The 15,662-nt window shown below is 34.4% G+C and carries 15 protein-coding genes and 1 tRNA gene; 10 read left to right on the top strand and 6 right to left on the bottom strand.

Annotation, left to right across the window (positions count from 1 at the left end; translation table 11 throughout):
* The first annotated feature begins 45 nt into the window (after positions 1–45).
* The gene (gene folB / locus B0G92_RS02605; protein WP_101472001.1) at positions 46–405 is read left to right on the top strand and encodes a dihydroneopterin aldolase; all 360 of its coding nucleotides are present in this window, start codon (positions 46–48) and stop codon (positions 403–405) included.
* Here the strand turns inward: folB and B0G92_RS02600 are convergent, their stop codons facing one another.
* Positions 406–2,343: an LTA synthase family protein gene (locus tag B0G92_RS02600; protein WP_101470997.1), complete on the bottom strand. Its 1,938-nt coding sequence runs from the start codon at positions 2,341–2,343 to the stop codon at positions 406–408.
* Positions 2,344–2,476: 133 nt separating this feature from the next.
* Between B0G92_RS02600 and B0G92_RS02595 the strand changes: the two genes are divergently transcribed.
* Positions 2,477–2,550: transfer RNA gene (locus tag B0G92_RS02595), tRNA-Cys, on the top strand.
* A gap of 58 nt (positions 2,551–2,608) precedes the next feature.
* Here B0G92_RS02595 and B0G92_RS02590 read toward each other — a convergent pair.
* The 3 genes from B0G92_RS02590 to rnr all read right to left on the bottom strand — a co-directional run bounded on the left by B0G92_RS02590 (position 2,609) and on the right by rnr (position 6,301).
* Entirely contained in the window at positions 2,609–3,295 is a 687-nt protein-coding gene (locus B0G92_RS02590; RefSeq protein WP_056067396.1) for a LysE family translocator, read from the bottom strand.
* A gap of 112 nt (positions 3,296–3,407) precedes the next feature.
* Positions 3,408–4,088 (bottom strand): head GIN domain-containing protein, encoded by a 681-nt coding sequence (locus B0G92_RS02585; protein WP_101470996.1) that lies wholly within the window; start codon positions 4,086–4,088, stop codon positions 3,408–3,410.
* 26 nt (positions 4,089–4,114) lie between these two features.
* On the bottom strand, positions 4,115–6,301 hold the full coding sequence (rnr, locus tag B0G92_RS02580; protein ID WP_101470995.1) for a ribonuclease R: 2,187 nt from the start codon (positions 6,299–6,301) through the stop codon (positions 4,115–4,117).
* Between the two features lie 140 nt (positions 6,302–6,441).
* On the opposite strand from rnr, the gene B0G92_RS02575 reads away from it, so the two are divergent.
* The 4 genes from B0G92_RS02575 to B0G92_RS02560 all read left to right on the top strand — a co-directional run bounded on the left by B0G92_RS02575 (position 6,442) and on the right by B0G92_RS02560 (position 10,431).
* On the top strand, positions 6,442–6,681 hold the full coding sequence (locus tag B0G92_RS02575) for a putative signal transducing protein (protein WP_101472000.1): 240 nt from the start codon (positions 6,442–6,444) through the stop codon (positions 6,679–6,681).
* Positions 6,682–7,319: 638 nt separating this feature from the next.
* Positions 7,320–7,751: a ribose 5-phosphate isomerase B gene (rpiB, locus tag B0G92_RS02570; RefSeq protein WP_101470994.1), complete on the top strand. Its 432-nt coding sequence runs from the start codon at positions 7,320–7,322 to the stop codon at positions 7,749–7,751.
* Between the two features lie 99 nt (positions 7,752–7,850).
* Positions 7,851–10,004 (top strand): Tex family protein, encoded by a 2,154-nt coding sequence (locus B0G92_RS02565; RefSeq protein WP_101470993.1) that lies wholly within the window; start codon positions 7,851–7,853, stop codon positions 10,002–10,004.
* An 82-nt stretch (positions 10,005–10,086) separates the two neighbouring features.
* A complete protein-coding gene (locus B0G92_RS02560) occupies positions 10,087–10,431 on the top strand; it encodes a helix-turn-helix domain-containing protein (protein ID WP_056067110.1) in 345 nt (114 codons plus the stop codon).
* Positions 10,432–10,466: 35 nt separating this feature from the next.
* Here the strand turns inward: B0G92_RS02560 and B0G92_RS02555 are convergent, their stop codons facing one another.
* Both B0G92_RS02555 and B0G92_RS02550 read right to left on the bottom strand, forming a co-directional pair.
* Positions 10,467–10,847 (bottom strand): DoxX family membrane protein, encoded by a 381-nt coding sequence (locus tag B0G92_RS02555; RefSeq protein WP_101471999.1) that lies wholly within the window; start codon positions 10,845–10,847, stop codon positions 10,467–10,469.
* A gap of 181 nt (positions 10,848–11,028) precedes the next feature.
* Positions 11,029–11,208, bottom strand: coding sequence for a Sec-independent protein translocase subunit TatA/TatB (locus B0G92_RS02550; RefSeq protein ID WP_056067112.1), 180 nt, complete (start codon positions 11,206–11,208; stop codon positions 11,029–11,031).
* 248 nt (positions 11,209–11,456) lie between these two features.
* Here B0G92_RS02550 and B0G92_RS02545 point away from each other — a divergent pair, with 248 nt between their 5' ends.
* The 4 genes from B0G92_RS02545 to B0G92_RS02530 are packed head-to-tail and all read left to right on the top strand — an operon-like array spanning position 11,457 to position 15,637.
* Entirely contained in the window at positions 11,457–12,326 is an 870-nt protein-coding gene (locus B0G92_RS02545; RefSeq protein ID WP_056067113.1) for a M23 family metallopeptidase, read from the top strand.
* A gap of 47 nt (positions 12,327–12,373) precedes the next feature.
* The gene (locus B0G92_RS02540; protein ID WP_101470992.1) at positions 12,374–13,855 is read left to right on the top strand and encodes a GH3 auxin-responsive promoter family protein; all 1,482 of its coding nucleotides are present in this window, start codon (positions 12,374–12,376) and stop codon (positions 13,853–13,855) included.
* A gap of 4 nt (positions 13,856–13,859) precedes the next feature.
* On the top strand, positions 13,860–14,735 hold the full coding sequence (locus B0G92_RS02535; RefSeq protein WP_101470991.1) for a carboxypeptidase-like regulatory domain-containing protein: 876 nt from the start codon (positions 13,860–13,862) through the stop codon (positions 14,733–14,735).
* A complete protein-coding gene (locus B0G92_RS02530; protein ID WP_101470990.1) occupies positions 14,735–15,637 on the top strand; it encodes a carboxypeptidase-like regulatory domain-containing protein in 903 nt (300 codons plus the stop codon). Before B0G92_RS02535 ends, B0G92_RS02530 begins: the two co-directional genes overlap by 1 nt.
* The last annotated feature ends 25 nt before the right edge of the window (positions 15,638–15,662 follow it).

Genomic DNA, 15,662 nt, shown 5'->3' with positions numbered 1-15,662 from the left:
CGAAATTATATAACGGAAATCTCCAATCAAAAAATACATCTTACCATGGGAATTATCAAGCTAAAAAACATCAGAACCTATTCATTTCATGGTTGTTTAGTCGAAGAAAGCAAAATCGGTTCTGATTATTCCGTAGACCTGGAAATCAAAACCGATATGCGTAAATCTATGGAAACAGATGAACTGGAAGATACTGTGGATTATGTTCACCTCAATAAGATAGTAAGGGAAGAAATGGCTATTCGTTCCAAACTTTTAGAGCATGTAGCTCATAGAATTGTACAGCGTGTATTTAGAGAAATAGCTTCTGTTTCCAGAATAATTGTTGCCGTTTCAAAAATAAATCCTCCAATTGGTGGTGATGTTGAAGCAGTTACCATTCAACTGGAGGAATATAGAAGCTAACTATTTTTTCATTTTATATTTTTTCTCTTTATACAGGTTTGAAGCTGCAGTAACGTGAGCCAATGCGTCTTTAGCCAATTCTTCATCTAATTTCACAGGCGTCAAAACGGTATCATTTTCAATTTTAAACTGCAATGCTTTTTTATTAGGTTGCATAATCACTACCTGATCCTCAACTCGGAAAGCATTGATATCGTGAAACTGCATGATGGATCTTCCTTTGGTTTCCGGCTTTAGGTCATGAATATTTCTTCCCGGCATTGGCGTCTGTACTTTCATTCCAAGCATACTTAATAACGTTGGCGGAATATCAATCTGACTGCTCAATTTATCATATTTCTCACCTTTTGGAACCTGAGGCCCTATAATCAAGGCAGGAATTCGGAACTTTTTAATAGGCACTAAATGCTTTCCGTAGGTTCTTGTATTATGGTCTGCAATTACAATAAAAACCGTATTCTTGAAATAGTCTTCTTTTTTGGCCAATTCAAAGAATTTACCAATAGAAAAATCAGCATATTTCATAGCGTTGTTGACGGTATTTTTATTCTTGTCAAACAATTGGATTCTTCCGTCAGGAAATTCAAAAGGTTCGTGGTTAGATGTTGAAAACATCAGGGAAAAGAAGGGTTTATCTTTTTGCGATTTGAAATATTCATTTGCTTTAGTAACCAAATCTTCATCAGAATAGCCCCAGGTACCTTTAAAAGCATATTTCTTTTTGTCTTTGTCAAAATCAGCCTCATCAATGATATTGTGAAAGCCATTTCCGTTAAAGAATGAGCCCATATTATCAAAATTGGCACTTCCACCATAGATAAAGCTCGTATCATAACCTTTGCTTTTTAATAGTTCTGCCAACGTAAAAAAGCCAGATTGTGAATTGCTTAATTTGACAACGCTTTCTGACGGAGAAGGTAAAAATCCGGTTACTACTGCTTCAATACCTCTCACACTTCGTGTACCGGTACAATACAAATTTGTAAATAATAAACCTTCTTTTGACAATTTATCTAAATTAGGCGTTAGTGGCTTCCCTCCTAAACATCCTACATATTCTGCTCCCAGACTTTCCTGAAGAAAAATAACCAGGTTATAAGGCTTTTCTCTTAATGAATCCGGATTTTGGTTGTGCAATAAAGGCAATTGAGGATCTGTAAAATCTTCCGGCAAGGCAGTCATGTATTTTTTAACCCTGGTATATGCTTCGCTGCTTTCCATTTTGCCATACATTTTTGCGGCATTGTTTTCATTTTTTAAGGAATATGCTGCAAAAGCTACTGTATAAAAAGAATTCAATCCAATGCAATTCGTCAACTGATCTGTTGAAAAAATAGCATTACTTGCGTTTATAGGACGTTTTGAAGTTAAACTGGAACGAGCTCCAAAAAACAATAAAAAGGCCACCAAAGGGAATAAAATCAGCTTTGTTTTGTAATTCTGGAATGACGGATAAAACAATTTTTTTCCTTTTTTGAAGCCAAAATAAACTGCCACACTCAAAAACACCACCGCAAACAGCATTGAAGGAAGGTAACTTTTTAATAGAGTTCCCATTACTTCCTTAGGATAAATCAAATAATCAAGGAAAAGTCTGTTTGGTCTGGTATCGTATTGGGCTATGAAATCAGGAGTAGAAAGTTCCATTAAAAGGAACAGAAATAAGAATAACAGGAAATAGATATGGAAAAACTTCTTGATTTTTTGCAGAAAACGGTCTGGCAAAAGACAGATTAAAACCGCAGGAAGGAAAGAAATATAACATAAAATGATCAGGTCAAAACGCAATCCGATTGGAAAAATATACCAATAATTTTCCGTTTCGCTTATCCTATCTTTGTATAAGAAAAAAAGCAATATCCTGCTTAATGTCATAATTATCAATCCGATAGAAATAAAATTAAATAATGGCTTTAGAAAATGGAGCTTTTTTAACATGGCTTTTTTGATTTTGTTTCAGCCAAAAGTAAAATTTATTATTATCAAATAGTTAAAATTAAAAATTAATATTTGCTAAAGATTTTCTTGCGTTACAGCAAATAATATGTAAATTTGCCATCCAAACAGTTATGGCGTCGTGGCCGAGTGGCTAGGCTGGGCTCTGCAAAAGCTCCTACAGCGGTTCGAATCCGCTCGATGCCTCCAAAAGAAAAAGAGATACTTTTCAGTATCTCTTTTTTATTTTCCAGATGTTACAATACCCTTATTTTTTTCTGTTTTCTATTTTTTCTAAAGCCGATTTGACAAGTTTCTGGTCACTCGGAAACCACCCTTGCAACATAATTGAGAATCCAAAAATTATTAAAAGTATGCTTGTGATTTTTTTGATTTTTAGAATATTGGAAGAAGTCATTTTGCTTTTTAATCTTTTGGCCAGAAACATTTTGGCCAGGTCAACCATTAGATAAGTTCCGATAACCGAAGCGAAAAAAACTATCAGTCGGGAAGTTTTTAAATCGAGTTGAGGTCCAAAGGTAATGATAATCAATAACCAGAATCCAAGTACTCCAACATTGATAAAATTGAGAAGAAATCCTTTTATGAAAAGACTTCCGTAATTTTTTTTAATAAGTTCAACTTCTGCTTCTTCCGAAATATTTTTACTTGCTTTGTTGAGTTTTAGGTATGAAATTATACCATAAGTAAGCATAATCAGCCCTCCAAAAATAAAAAGTGCCGGTTCATCTTTTAAACTGTTGATAAGTCGGTAACTGCTGAAATAGGCTATACAGATGAAAAGAACATCTGCTACAATAACTCCAAAATCGAAAACCAATGCAGCACGAATGCCTTTGACTGCCGCGGTTTCAAGCAATATAAAAAAAACAGGCCCAATCATAAAGCATAGGAATAAACCTAGAGGAATGCCTGTTAAGATGTCTTGAATCATTAAAAAAGGATTGTAATTTTTGAAAGTTCTTCGGATATTTTCAATCAGCAATTTATGCAAATTAAAAATAGTAACACAAAGATAATTTAAAAATTACAATCCTTGGCAGTCTTTATCGTTGGGATTCTGTAATATTTCCTCCTGCAAAAGTCTTTTTGTTTATTTTTTTAGGGCTTCCATAAATGGTTATATCCCCTCCTGCCCTGGTTTTGGCATCAACCAATTCAGAAGCTCTTACATCTGCTTCTCCACCTGCGTATACAACTACCGTGGTTTGTGAAGTTTCTAAATCTTTAGCATCAACGATACCCCCTGAATTGATGACAATATCCTGACTGTTTGCATTTCCTTTCAGTTTTACGATACCGCCGGATGTCGCTTTTACATCTAATTTTTGAGCATCAAGGCTGATTTTTATTTCAGCACCTTCTTTTGCATTGACATGAAAATCTATGGCTTTAAAAGTTTTTTCGCTTGAAACATAAGAACCTTCACTGGCTTCAATAGTTTCAATTTCATTTTTGTAATAAAGAATTGCAGTGATGTCTTCTCCTTTCAAAAGCTTTTTCAACTTCATTCTTACTTTAAGCTCTCCGTTTTTGTTGACAATTTCTACATCTTCCCTACGGTCACCAGTAATTTCAATTTTGTTTTCATTTGCCGGAACCAGCTGTAATGAAATCCTGTCAAAAACTTTTACCTGATCAAAATCGCCTAAATTTTTAGTGATTTTTTCCTGTGCAAAATTTAGCTGCGATAGCATTAGGAATGCTACAAAAATTATCTTTTTCATGTTTTTATAATTTGGTTAGTATCTACTTATTCATTCTTTCTCAAAAATGTAAAATCCAATTGTTTTTTAACCAGATCGGCACTTTTTACTTTCACGTAGACTTCATCTCCCAATTGCAATATATTCTTTGAAATTTCTCCAACCAAAGCATATTGCTTTTCATCAAAGGTGTAATAATCATCGCGTATTTCACGAATTCTACACATACCTTCACATTTATTGGAAACAATTTCTACATAAATTCCCCATTCAGTCACTCCAGAAATTACGCCTAAAAACTCTTCATCCTGGTGATCCTGCATATACTTGACCTGCATGTATTTGATACTGTCTCGTTCAGCATTGGTAGCCAAAACTTCCATGTTTGACGAGTGCTGGCATTTCTCTTCATAGGATTCTTCATCAACAGATTTTCCACCGTCAAGATAATGCTGTAACAAACGATGTGCCATTACGTCCGGATAACGTCTGATTGGTGAAGTAAAATGTGAATAATAATCAAATGCCAAACCATAATGCCCTATATTCTCTGTTGAATATTTTGCTTTGCTCATGGATCGGATTGTCAACGTATCGACCATATTCTGCTCTTTTTTTCCGTTAACATCTTCAAGCAATTGATTAAGCGATTTGGAAATATCTTTTTTAGATTTAAAGTTGATACTGTATCCAAATTTTGAAATTACGGTTTGTAAACTAATCAGTTTATTTTCATCCGGCTCATCGTGAATTCGATAAACAAATGTTTTCTTAGGTCTTTGTTTTCCAATAAATTCGGCTACTTTCCTATTGGCTAAAAGCATAAATTCCTCAATAAGATGATTGGCGTCTTTTGATACTTTGAAATACACTCCAACCGGTTCTGCCGCTTCGTTAAGATTGAATTTTACTTCTACTTTATCAAATGAAATGGCTCCATCACGCATTCTCTTTTTGCGTAATATTTTGGCCAGTTCGTCCATTTTAAGAGTAGCTTTTTGAATGGCTTCAGGAACAATATATTCACTTCCGGTTAAAGAAATCTCTGCAGGAATAGTATTTCCTTTGGTTTCAATAATATGCTGCGCTTCCTCATAAGCAAAACGCTGGTCTGAATAAATAACGGTTCTTCCAAACCATTGGTTCACAATCTCAGCATTTTCTTTTAATTCAAATATGGCAGAAAAAGTATATTTTTCTTCATGTGGTCGTAGTGAACAGGCAAAATTTGACAATACTTCAGGAAGCATAGGCACTACCCTATCTACTAGATATACCGAAGTTGCCCTTTGATAGGCTTCATTATCTAAAATTGTTCCTTCTTCCAAATAATAGGAAACATCCGCAATGTGAACACCTATTTCATAATTACCATTCTCTAATACCTGGAACGACAAGGCATCATCAAAATCTTTCGCATCCTTAGGGTCAATAGTAAATGTCAGTACGTCCCTCATATCACGTCGTCTGGCAATTTCACTTTCCTGAATGGAAGTATCCAGTTTCTGGGCATAGGCTTCCACATCAACAGGAAAATCATAAGGCAAGCCGTATTCTGCTAAAATAGCATGGATTTCTGTATTGTGTTCACCTGGTTTTCCAAGAACCTTGATAACGGCACCAAAAGGGCTGTCTGCTTTTTTTGGCCAGTCTTCAATATGAACCAGAACAACATCACCATTCTGCGCCTCTCCTATCTTTTCTTTAGGAATAAAAATATCAGTATACATTTTTGGATTGGCAGTAGAAACAAAGGCAAAGTTTTTTTGGATATCAATTACTCCAACAAAATCCGTTTTTTTCCTTTCAATAATTTCAATAACCTCTCCTTCAGGCTTTTTGCCTTTTCTTCTGTTGTAGAGATAAATCTTTACACGGTCTCCATCTAACGCTTTGTTCAGGTTATTGGTAGGAATAAAAATATCATCTTCAAATTCTTCCGAAACAAAATAGGCTGTTTTTCTGCTTGTCATGTCGATTATACCTTCGTAATAATCCTGGCTGGTAGCTACCACCAGGTATTTACCCGGTTCAATCTCAACAATTTTTTTCTGTGAAGCTAAAAGCTTCAGGTCCTTGATAATTTCATTGCGGCTTTTCGTATCGTCTACTCCAAGCTTTGCTCCTATTTGTTTATAATTGAATGTTTTATTGGCATCTTGAGATAAAATCTTTAAAATTTTTGCTGTAAAATCTTTAGTTTTCTTTACAGGCTTTCGTGGTTTCTTACTCATATTTCTTTTCTAATAATGCTGAAAATTACGAAATTGTAGACAGTTTCTTCTCAAATGTTAATTTTTTTAAACAAAATATAACTTTTGCCTATCAGCGAACCAAATACATTTCTTGTTATCTTTATGAAAACCAAATTCAAATGGAAAATTTCATCACGCTCGCTATCTTCAATTACCCTCATGAAATCACTATTTTAAAACACAGGCTCGATTTAGAGGACATCCGATATTTTTTCGAAAATGAGACAATGATGAACATCGTACCTATGTATTCACAAGCATTGGGAGGAATCAAACTTAAGGTTCACCCGGATGACGCAGAAGAAGCAAAAGAAATTCTCGACGAATTTAACCGTAATCAAAATTTGAAAATCGTTTAAATATTCCGAAGTTGTCAACATTCATTAAAAACAAAAAAAGAAAAAGGAAATTTTAAATTTATTTTTTGATGGTTATTATAGCTTGTTGATAGTTGGAATAATTTAATTTTTTAAGTGTAGGATTTTAAGTTAGCATTTGTTATACCGACTTATTAACAACCCTATTTACTTTTAAAGAGTTCATTTTTAAGGTTTTTTAAGACATTGTTAACATCCGTTGATAATCATTTTTTACTTAAAAATGTAAATAACTTTACTTGTTAATTACTGTTAACAAACTAATTTTTGATGCTGATAACTTTTCTAAAAATTAGCCAAACTAAATTTGCATTTTTAAAAGCGATTTTGGATTAGTGATTTTAATTGAACAAACAAGAAATAGTTCTAAAATTCTATCCGAAGTTATAAACAATCCATGTTAATTTATAATTAACTAAAAGTCAGTACATTGTAAATTCCTGTTAACATCGCAATAATTTAACATTTACATTACAATTTATATAATGATTATCAGGCTTTTACAAAACTATAAAACCGTAACTTTTTGATAATCAAGTAAAGCAATTTCAACAGCATTTAGTTTGGTAAATGGAAACCGTTACGGTAAATTTGCAGTACACAACTAATTAATAGAACTTATGAAAATTTCAATAGGGAATGATCACGCCGGACCAGAATATAAAAAGGCAATTGTTGATATGCTAAAAGCTAAAGGATATGAAGTCACCAATTATGGAACAGATACTACAGATAGTGTAGATTATCCTGATTTTGGACATCCGGTAGCTTTGGATGTTGAAAACGGCAAGGCAGATTTCGGAATTGTAATTTGTGGCAGCGGAAACGGAATTAATATGACTGTTAATAAGCATCAGGGAATTCGTAGTGCCTTATGCTGGACCAAAGAAATCGCCGCATTGGCAAGACAGCACAATAATGCCAATATTATCAGTATCCCGGCGAGATTTACAGCGATTCATCAAGCCGTAGAAATGGTAGAAACATTTTTAAATACCGATTTTGAAGGCGGAAGGCACCAAAATCGTGTGAATAAGATAGCCTGTAGCTAAAATATATTTTCAAAACAGAATTTAAAAGCATCTTTGAACCACCAGTTTTAAGATGCTTTTTTTAAATTGCTTCCTCTTAAATTATTATCAAGACTTTATATGACCAATTTAGAATTCATTTCAAAACAAGTTACTGCGCCGGTAAAAAATATAGAAAACACATTACAGCTTTTAAGCGAAGATTGCACCATACCGTTTATTTCAAGATACAGAAAAGACAAGACAGGCAATCTTGATGAGGTTATAATAGAACAGATTGCCAAATTGAACAAGGAATTTGAAACCATTGTTAAAAGAAAAGAAGCCATTCTTAAATCTATAGAAGAGCAAAATTCATTAACTCCGGAATTGGAAAAAAAAATCAGGCAAAGTTTTGATTTAAACGATCTGGAGGATTTATACCTGCCTTTTAAGAAAAAGAAAAAAACAAGAGCCGATGTAGCCCGTGAAAAAGGATTGGAACCTTTGGCCAAGATTATTATGGCACAAAATAATGATGATATTGATTTTGTAGCTTCGAAATATATCAATGATAAGGTTGAAAATGAAGATGAGGCACTCCAGGGGGCAAGAGATATTATAGCAGAATGGATTAATGAAAATATTTACATCAGGAAAAATCTTAGACGCATTTATCAGCGAAAATCAGCAATAGTAACCAAAGCCGTCAAGCTGAAATTTGAAAACGAATCGAGTCAGGAAGCAGAACAGATTAAACAAAAAGCTAAAAAATTCGAACAGTATTTTGATTGGTCAGAAAATTTGATGAAAGCACCTTCTCACCGTCTTTTGGCAATGTTACGTGCCGAAAATGAAGGATTTATAAAACTAAAAATTGAAATTGAAAACGAAGAAGCCATCGAAATGATGGAAGAGTCTATTATCAAAAATAAGAAAGAAACAGCTGTACATCTCAAGAAGGCTATTGAAGATAGTTACAAGCGTTTATTATCTCCGGCAATTTCAAATGAAACACTGCAGGAAGCAAAAGCAAAAGCAGATATTACGGCAATTCAGGTTTTTGCCGGTAATTTAGGACAGTTGCTTTTGGCACCGCCTTTGGGAGAAAAAAGAATTTTGGCTATTGATCCGGGCTTTAGAAGTGGATGTAAAGTGGTTTGCCTTGATGAAAAAGGCGATTTGCTATATAACGAAACGATTTTTCCTCATGCGCCTCAAAATGAAACAGCTATCGCTATGAAAAAAATCCGTTCCATGGTAAATGCATATAAAATTGATGCCATTTCAATTGGAAACGGAACCGCTTCACGCGAAACCGAATTTTTCATTAAAAAGATAGCCTTTGACAAGCCTATACAGGTATTTGTTGTTAGCGAAGCAGGAGCTTCTGTATATTCTGCCTCAAAAATTGCACGAGACGAATTTCCAAATTATGATGTGACGGTTCGTGGTGCAGTTTCAATTGGAAGAAGATTGTCTGATCCTTTGGCTGAGTTGGTAAAAATTGAACCAAAATCAATAGGAGTAGGGCAGTACCAGCACGATGTTGACCAATCTCAATTGAAAGAGGAATTGGATACGGTGGTCATGCGTTGCGTGAATTCTGTAGGTATCAATATTAACACGGCAAGTAAATCTTTATTGAGCTATGTTTCCGGAATAGGAGAAAAGATGGCTGAAAATATTGTAGCCTATCGTTCAGAAAATGGTGCATTTGAAGAAAGAAAACAATTAAAAAAAGTGCCAAGGCTGGGAGAAAAGGCCTACCAGCAAGCAGCAGCCTTCATTAGGATTTCAAACGCTAAAAACCCGTTAGACAATTCTGCCGTACATCCGGAAGCCTATGGTATAGTTGAAAAAATGGCAAAAGATTTGAAAATATCGCTAAATGAGCTGATTGCCAATAAGGAAAAGATAGGACAGATACCGTTAGAAAAATACGTTACTGAAGATGTGGGATTATTAGGTTTGAAAGATATAGTCAAAGAATTGGAAAAACCGGGTCTGGATCCAAGAAAAGCAGCCAAGGTTTTTGAATTCGACCCGAATGTAAAAACAATTGATAATCTGAGAACCGGAATGGTATTGCCGGGAATCGTAAATAACATTACTAATTTTGGATGTTTTGTTGATATCGGAATCAAGGAAAGTGGCCTTGTTCATATTTCACAATTAAAAGAAGGTTATGTTTCTGACGTAAATGAAGTGGTTAAATTACACCAGCAAGTACAGGTGAAAGTAGTGGAAGTAGATGAAAGCCGTAAAAGGATTCAGCTCACCATGATTTTATAAAATTAGAACGTTTTTGCTATTTTGTTTATATTTGAAGGAATATACTTTGAAATTTAAAATAGTAACCAATATATAAGCCAAGATGATAAAATTAAATTTACAGCCTATTTTTAAGATGAAAGGAATTACCAAACCAGTAAAATATCTTATCGAAAGAGGCCATTCCGGAAGTTATGCCAATGCAGTAGTGAATGACAAACCGTTGTCAATTCCTTTTAAAAAATTAGAAAAATTCTGTATTGATTTTAATTGTACACCTAACGATCTATTTGATTTTGTTCCTGAAAAGAACCAAAAACTTCCTGGTAATCATGCACTTTATACGATTTCGAAAGGTGATGCCATAGGAGAAATCCATAAAATATTAAACGAATTGCCAGTTTCTAAAATTCAGGAGCTGTATGGTATACTCAAAAACACAGAATAATAAAAAAGCCCCAGGTCAATCCCGGGGCTTTTTTATTATTCAGTAAATAGGGGTTTGTATTTGTGCCAATTATCTGCAATCATCCAGAGATTGATCAGAAAAAGTACTCCGGAAATACTAAGACCAGTGGTTGTAGGCATCAATACTGCATTATGCAATATGATTCCAACAGTTATTGGAAGAATAACGATTGCGCCTAAGGCTCTTGTTTTTGGAAAGATAAATAATAATCCACCCAGCAATTCAATACAAGCAATTAAAGGCATAAGCCAAACAATAGCTCCAAAAGCTTCATAAATTTTCATTTCTTCGGGTTTTATTTCAGGCATTGGCATATAATGAAAAAATTTATCCAGGCCGGCATTGATAAACATCAGCCCAAAAAGAACACAAAGAATGGTTTTGATTATTTTCATTTTTTTAATTTTAAGGTTATTTTTATAATTCAAAATTAAAAAATTAAGCTTTTAAATTACATAATAATAAAAAATTAAGAAAATAAAATTAGTATATCTGAGATATAAATCATAAAAAATAAAAGCCTCAAGGATTTCATAATCCTTGAGGCTTCAATAAAACAGCTTTTAAAAAGCGGTCTTAAATTTTTGTATCTTCTTCTTTTTTAGATGCAGCCGGTTGATCATCTTTAGCAGCATTCTTGAATTCTTTTATACCCGAACCCAATCCTTTCATCAATTCTGGAATTTTTTTACCTCCAAAAAGTAATAAGATAATCGCAACGATTACAAGTATTTCGGTTAAACCTAATTTTCCCATGATTAAAAAAGTTTATGCTTTCGCAAGCATTTGTAAATATTTGCAAATGTAAAAAGAAAAATCATACCACTTTCCTTATATAACAAATAATTATAAGTTAAAAAAGCCTTTTTTATTTGGAAGAGCTTCGGAATCAATACACTCACTAATTATTTTGAAAAGTGTAAAACCTATTTAACACCTTAGTAATAGCATAAAAACATTGGCAAGACATCCAAATTATTATATTTGTAAAATACAAAAATGAAATGTCAGGTAAGCGACTCAAAAGACAGATTTTAAAGAAAAAACTCTTCACAAAAAACCGGTTGGTTATTTTGAATGAAGAAACTTTTGAAGAAATTTTTTCCCTGAAACTCAATCTGATGAATGTATTTGTAGTGCTGACAGGTGGAGCTATTTTCCTGATTGCGATTACAACCTACATTATTGCATTTACACCACTTCGTGAATACATTCCGGGCTATGCATCTACCAAATTAAAAAGGGAAGCCACAGAACTGGCCTTAAAATCGGATTCGCTGGAGAAGGCTATCAAAATGAATAATGCCTATATTGAATCGATTAAAAAAGTACTTGCAGGCGATGTGGAAGTGGCCAAACTAAGCAAAGATTCTATTATGGCAGCGGAGCAGACAGCTGCTTCAGAAGTAAATTTCAAGCCGTCAAAACAGGATTCCATTTTAAGGGAAAAAGTAGCCCAGGAAGACAAATACAATCTTTTTGACAAGGCGCAGACCAAAGTAAACCTGGTATTATTTCCACCGGTTACCGGTCATATAACCGATAAATATGATCCAAAAAACAAACATTTTGCTGTTGATGTTGCTGTTCCGAAAAATACACCTATAAAATCAGTAGCAAACGGAACCGTAATTTTTGCCGATTGGACCCCGAGTACAGGTTATGTAATTATCATAAGGCATGGAGAAGGAATCATGTCGGTTTATAAACATGCAGCATCACTAACAAAAACACAAGGAGATGTTGTCAGAACAGGTGAAGTAATAGCCATGGCAGGTTCCACAGGTCAGGAATCTACAGGAGTTCATCTGCATTTTGAATTATGGAAAGATGGATTTGCCATTGATCCGACCAACTTTATAGAATTTGAATAAAGGGGAAGTATATTCCTCACAATTCCTAAAAAATAGAAAACTTTAAAATGTCAATAAAAGCTTTTTTTGCTAAAAAATTCGCCAAAAAAATTTATGACAAGACTCAAAAATGGGCCAGGAATCCTGTTGAAACTCAGGAACGGGTTTTTAAAAACCTCATTCAGCAGGCAAAAGACACCCAATTTGGTAAAGATCATAATTTTAGTGGCATACTTTCATATTCAGATTTTGCAAAAAATGTCCCGATACGTGATTATGAAGGTCTGAAAACTTATATCGAAAAGGTTAAAAAAGGAGAAGAGAATGTTTTGTGGAAAGGGAAGCCTATATACTTTGCGAAAACTTCCGGAACAACTTCCGGAGCCAAATATATCCCATTGACAAAAGAGTCTATGCCGTTTCATATCCAGGCGGCACGAAATGCAATCCTTCACTACATTCATGAAACCGGAAATGCTTCTTTTGTTTCCGGAAAGATGATTTTTTTACAGGGAAGTCCTGTTTTGGAAGAAAAAAACGGAATCAAGTTAGGACGTCTGTCAGGAATTGTAGCCCATTTTGTTCCTAAATACCTTCAAAAAAACCGAATGCCGAGTTGGGAAACCAATTGTATAGAAGATTGGGAAACCAAAGTAGATGCCATAGTTGAAGAAACGTTTGACAAGAATATGACGGTGATTTCCGGAATTCCGTCATGGGTACAGATGTACTTTGAAAAGTTGAAGAAGAAAGGAGAGAAGCCGGTTGGTGAAATTTTCAGGAATTTCAGTCTTTTTATCTATGGAGGCGTTAATTATGAGCCCTATCGTGCCAAGTTTGAAAACCTGATTGGAAGAAAAGTGGATAGCATTGAACTTTTTCCAGCCTCGGAAGGTTTTTTTGCCTATCAGGATTCCCAAAAGGAAAAAGGAATGTTACTGCTTTTAGATGCAGGGATTTTTTATGAGTTTGTAAAAGCAGACGAATTTTTTGCAGAAAATCCGAAAAGATATACCATTGGCGAAGTAGAAATGGGAATCAATTATGTGCTGATTATTTCTACAAATGCCGGACTTTGGGGCTATAACATAGGCGATACGGTACAATTCACTTCATTAAAACCTTATCGTGTTGTCGTTTCCGGTAGGATTAAGCATTATATATCCGCTTTTGGAGAGCATGTTATAGGAAAAGAAGTGGAAGAAGCACTCAGGGAAGCGATGCAAAATACGGCTGTACGCGTGAACGAATTTACCGTAGCACCACAGATTACGCCAAAAGACGGATTGCCTTATCATGAATGGTTTATTGAGTTTGAAAATGAGCCGGAAGATATTGCCGCCTTTTCACTTCGGATAGATGATGCCATGAGAAAACAAAATGTGTATTATGATGATCTGATTGCAGGCAACGTATTGCAAAAGCTGGTCGTAACTAAGGTTTCAAAAAATGGTTTTCAGGAATACATGAAATCCATAGGAAAACTGGGCGGACAGAATAAAATTCCGAGGTTGAGCAATGATAGAACTATTGCTGACAAGTTAAAATAGAAGGATGAGACTTACTACGATATTATTTTTATTTTTTACAGTAAATGTTGCCGCCCAAACCAAAGGTGTTGTTAAGGACAGCCTGACTGGAAATCCTATTGCTTATGTAAGTATTTGGGTTGAGAATGAAAATATAGGTACTACTTCCGAAGAAAATGGTGAATACCAGATTGGCACCAATGACAAGAATAAAAACCTTATTTTTTCGGCATTGGGATACCAGAAAAAAACCGTTAAGGTTTCGGAATCACAGATAGTCCTGCTTTCACCTTCGACTTTTGAATTGGATGAGGTAACAATTAACAATAAAAAAGAAAAGAAACAGTTGGAAATAGGCAAGACCAAAAACACCATTGCCGAAGCTTTTGACAACGGACCAAGGATGGATGCCAAATTTTTCCCATATTATCAGGAATACAAAAAAACACGCTGGATTCAAAAGGCAATTATTTTAACTGACAGCAGGATTGATGATGCAACCATCAAGCTACATCTTTATGATGTTGATGAAAATGGATTTCCAGGTAACGAGTTGTTGTCTAAAGACTATATCATTACAATCAAAAAAGGCGTGACTAAAAATGAAATTGACCTATCGGATTTTAATTTAGAAATGCCCAAAACCGGAATTTTTGTGGTTTTTGAAAAATTGCTGATTAAGAAAAACAGGGTAGAAAAAACGATTAAAAATTTCAATACCAATACAACAAAAATCCAGACTACTTATGCTCCGTTAGTGCTTTATAATGCAGTAGAAAGAGATTTTTTATATAGTTTTTCCGGTGGGAGATGGTTGAAAAGAACGAGAGAAGAAATGAACCCGTTTTCGGTTTCTAAAACAATATATGAGCCTTCCGTAACATTAATACTTACTAATTGATGAAAATTAAAGCGGCATTATTTTTCTTCTTATTCAGTTTTTCTCTCTTTTCACAGGTCAAAGGTGTTGTTAAGGACGAAAGAGGAAATCCTATCCCTTTTGTAAGCATTATGGTCCAAAACGAGGAAGGCGGAACTTCGTCTGAGGAGGATGGAAGTTTTTCTATTACGGTTGATGCTGCCAAAAACCTGATTTTTTCTGCAGTAGGATTCGAAACCAAAATTATTAAGGCAGCAGAAGCAAAAAATGTGGAGTTGGATAAAAAGGAAATCGAATTGAATGAAGTAGTTATTAGTTCTGCAAAAAAGCAAAAAGAAAAAGAAATTGGCAGTTTTGGCCGGGGAGGTATACGTTATTACAGCCAGCAAACAACGGCTAAGTATTTTCCTTATTCTGAAGAAGCAAAAAATTATCCCTTTTTAAAAGAAATTACCATATACACAAGCAGTAAGATTGACAACGCTAAAGTCAATCTGCGCCTTTTAAATGTAAAATCGGATGGGTCACCTGGAGAAGATATGTTAGAAGACAATCATATTGTTGAGGTTAAAAAAGGCGGCAAGAATACGACAGTCAATATGGAGAAAAATAATATTGAAATCCCAAATAATGGGTTCTTTGTAGTTATTGAGCATTTAAGAATCAACGAAAATAAATTCAAAAAGAAAGGTCCGCAGTATAAGGACATAACCGGAAACAAAAAAAGGATGAATGTTGAAACCTATGAGCCGTTTTTTGGATTTTTGCCTTCAGAAGAAAATACCTGTTGGTATTTCAATGGAAAATGGACACAGAACGGATTACACAAAATGCAAAATCCTAAAAGCTATAGCAATTTGTTGATGAGAAAATACCATGACAAGTATTTAGAGATAGCAATGAGCATTACGCTTACCAACTAAAAAATAAAAAACCTACATTTGCAGG

This window comes from Flavobacterium lindanitolerans, from assembly GCF_002846575.1.
GTDB lineage: Bacteria > Bacteroidota > Bacteroidia > Flavobacteriales > Flavobacteriaceae > Flavobacterium > Flavobacterium lindanitolerans.
The sequence above is the reverse complement of the archived record's forward strand: the minus strand, read 5'-3'. Positions and strand labels throughout refer to the sequence as shown.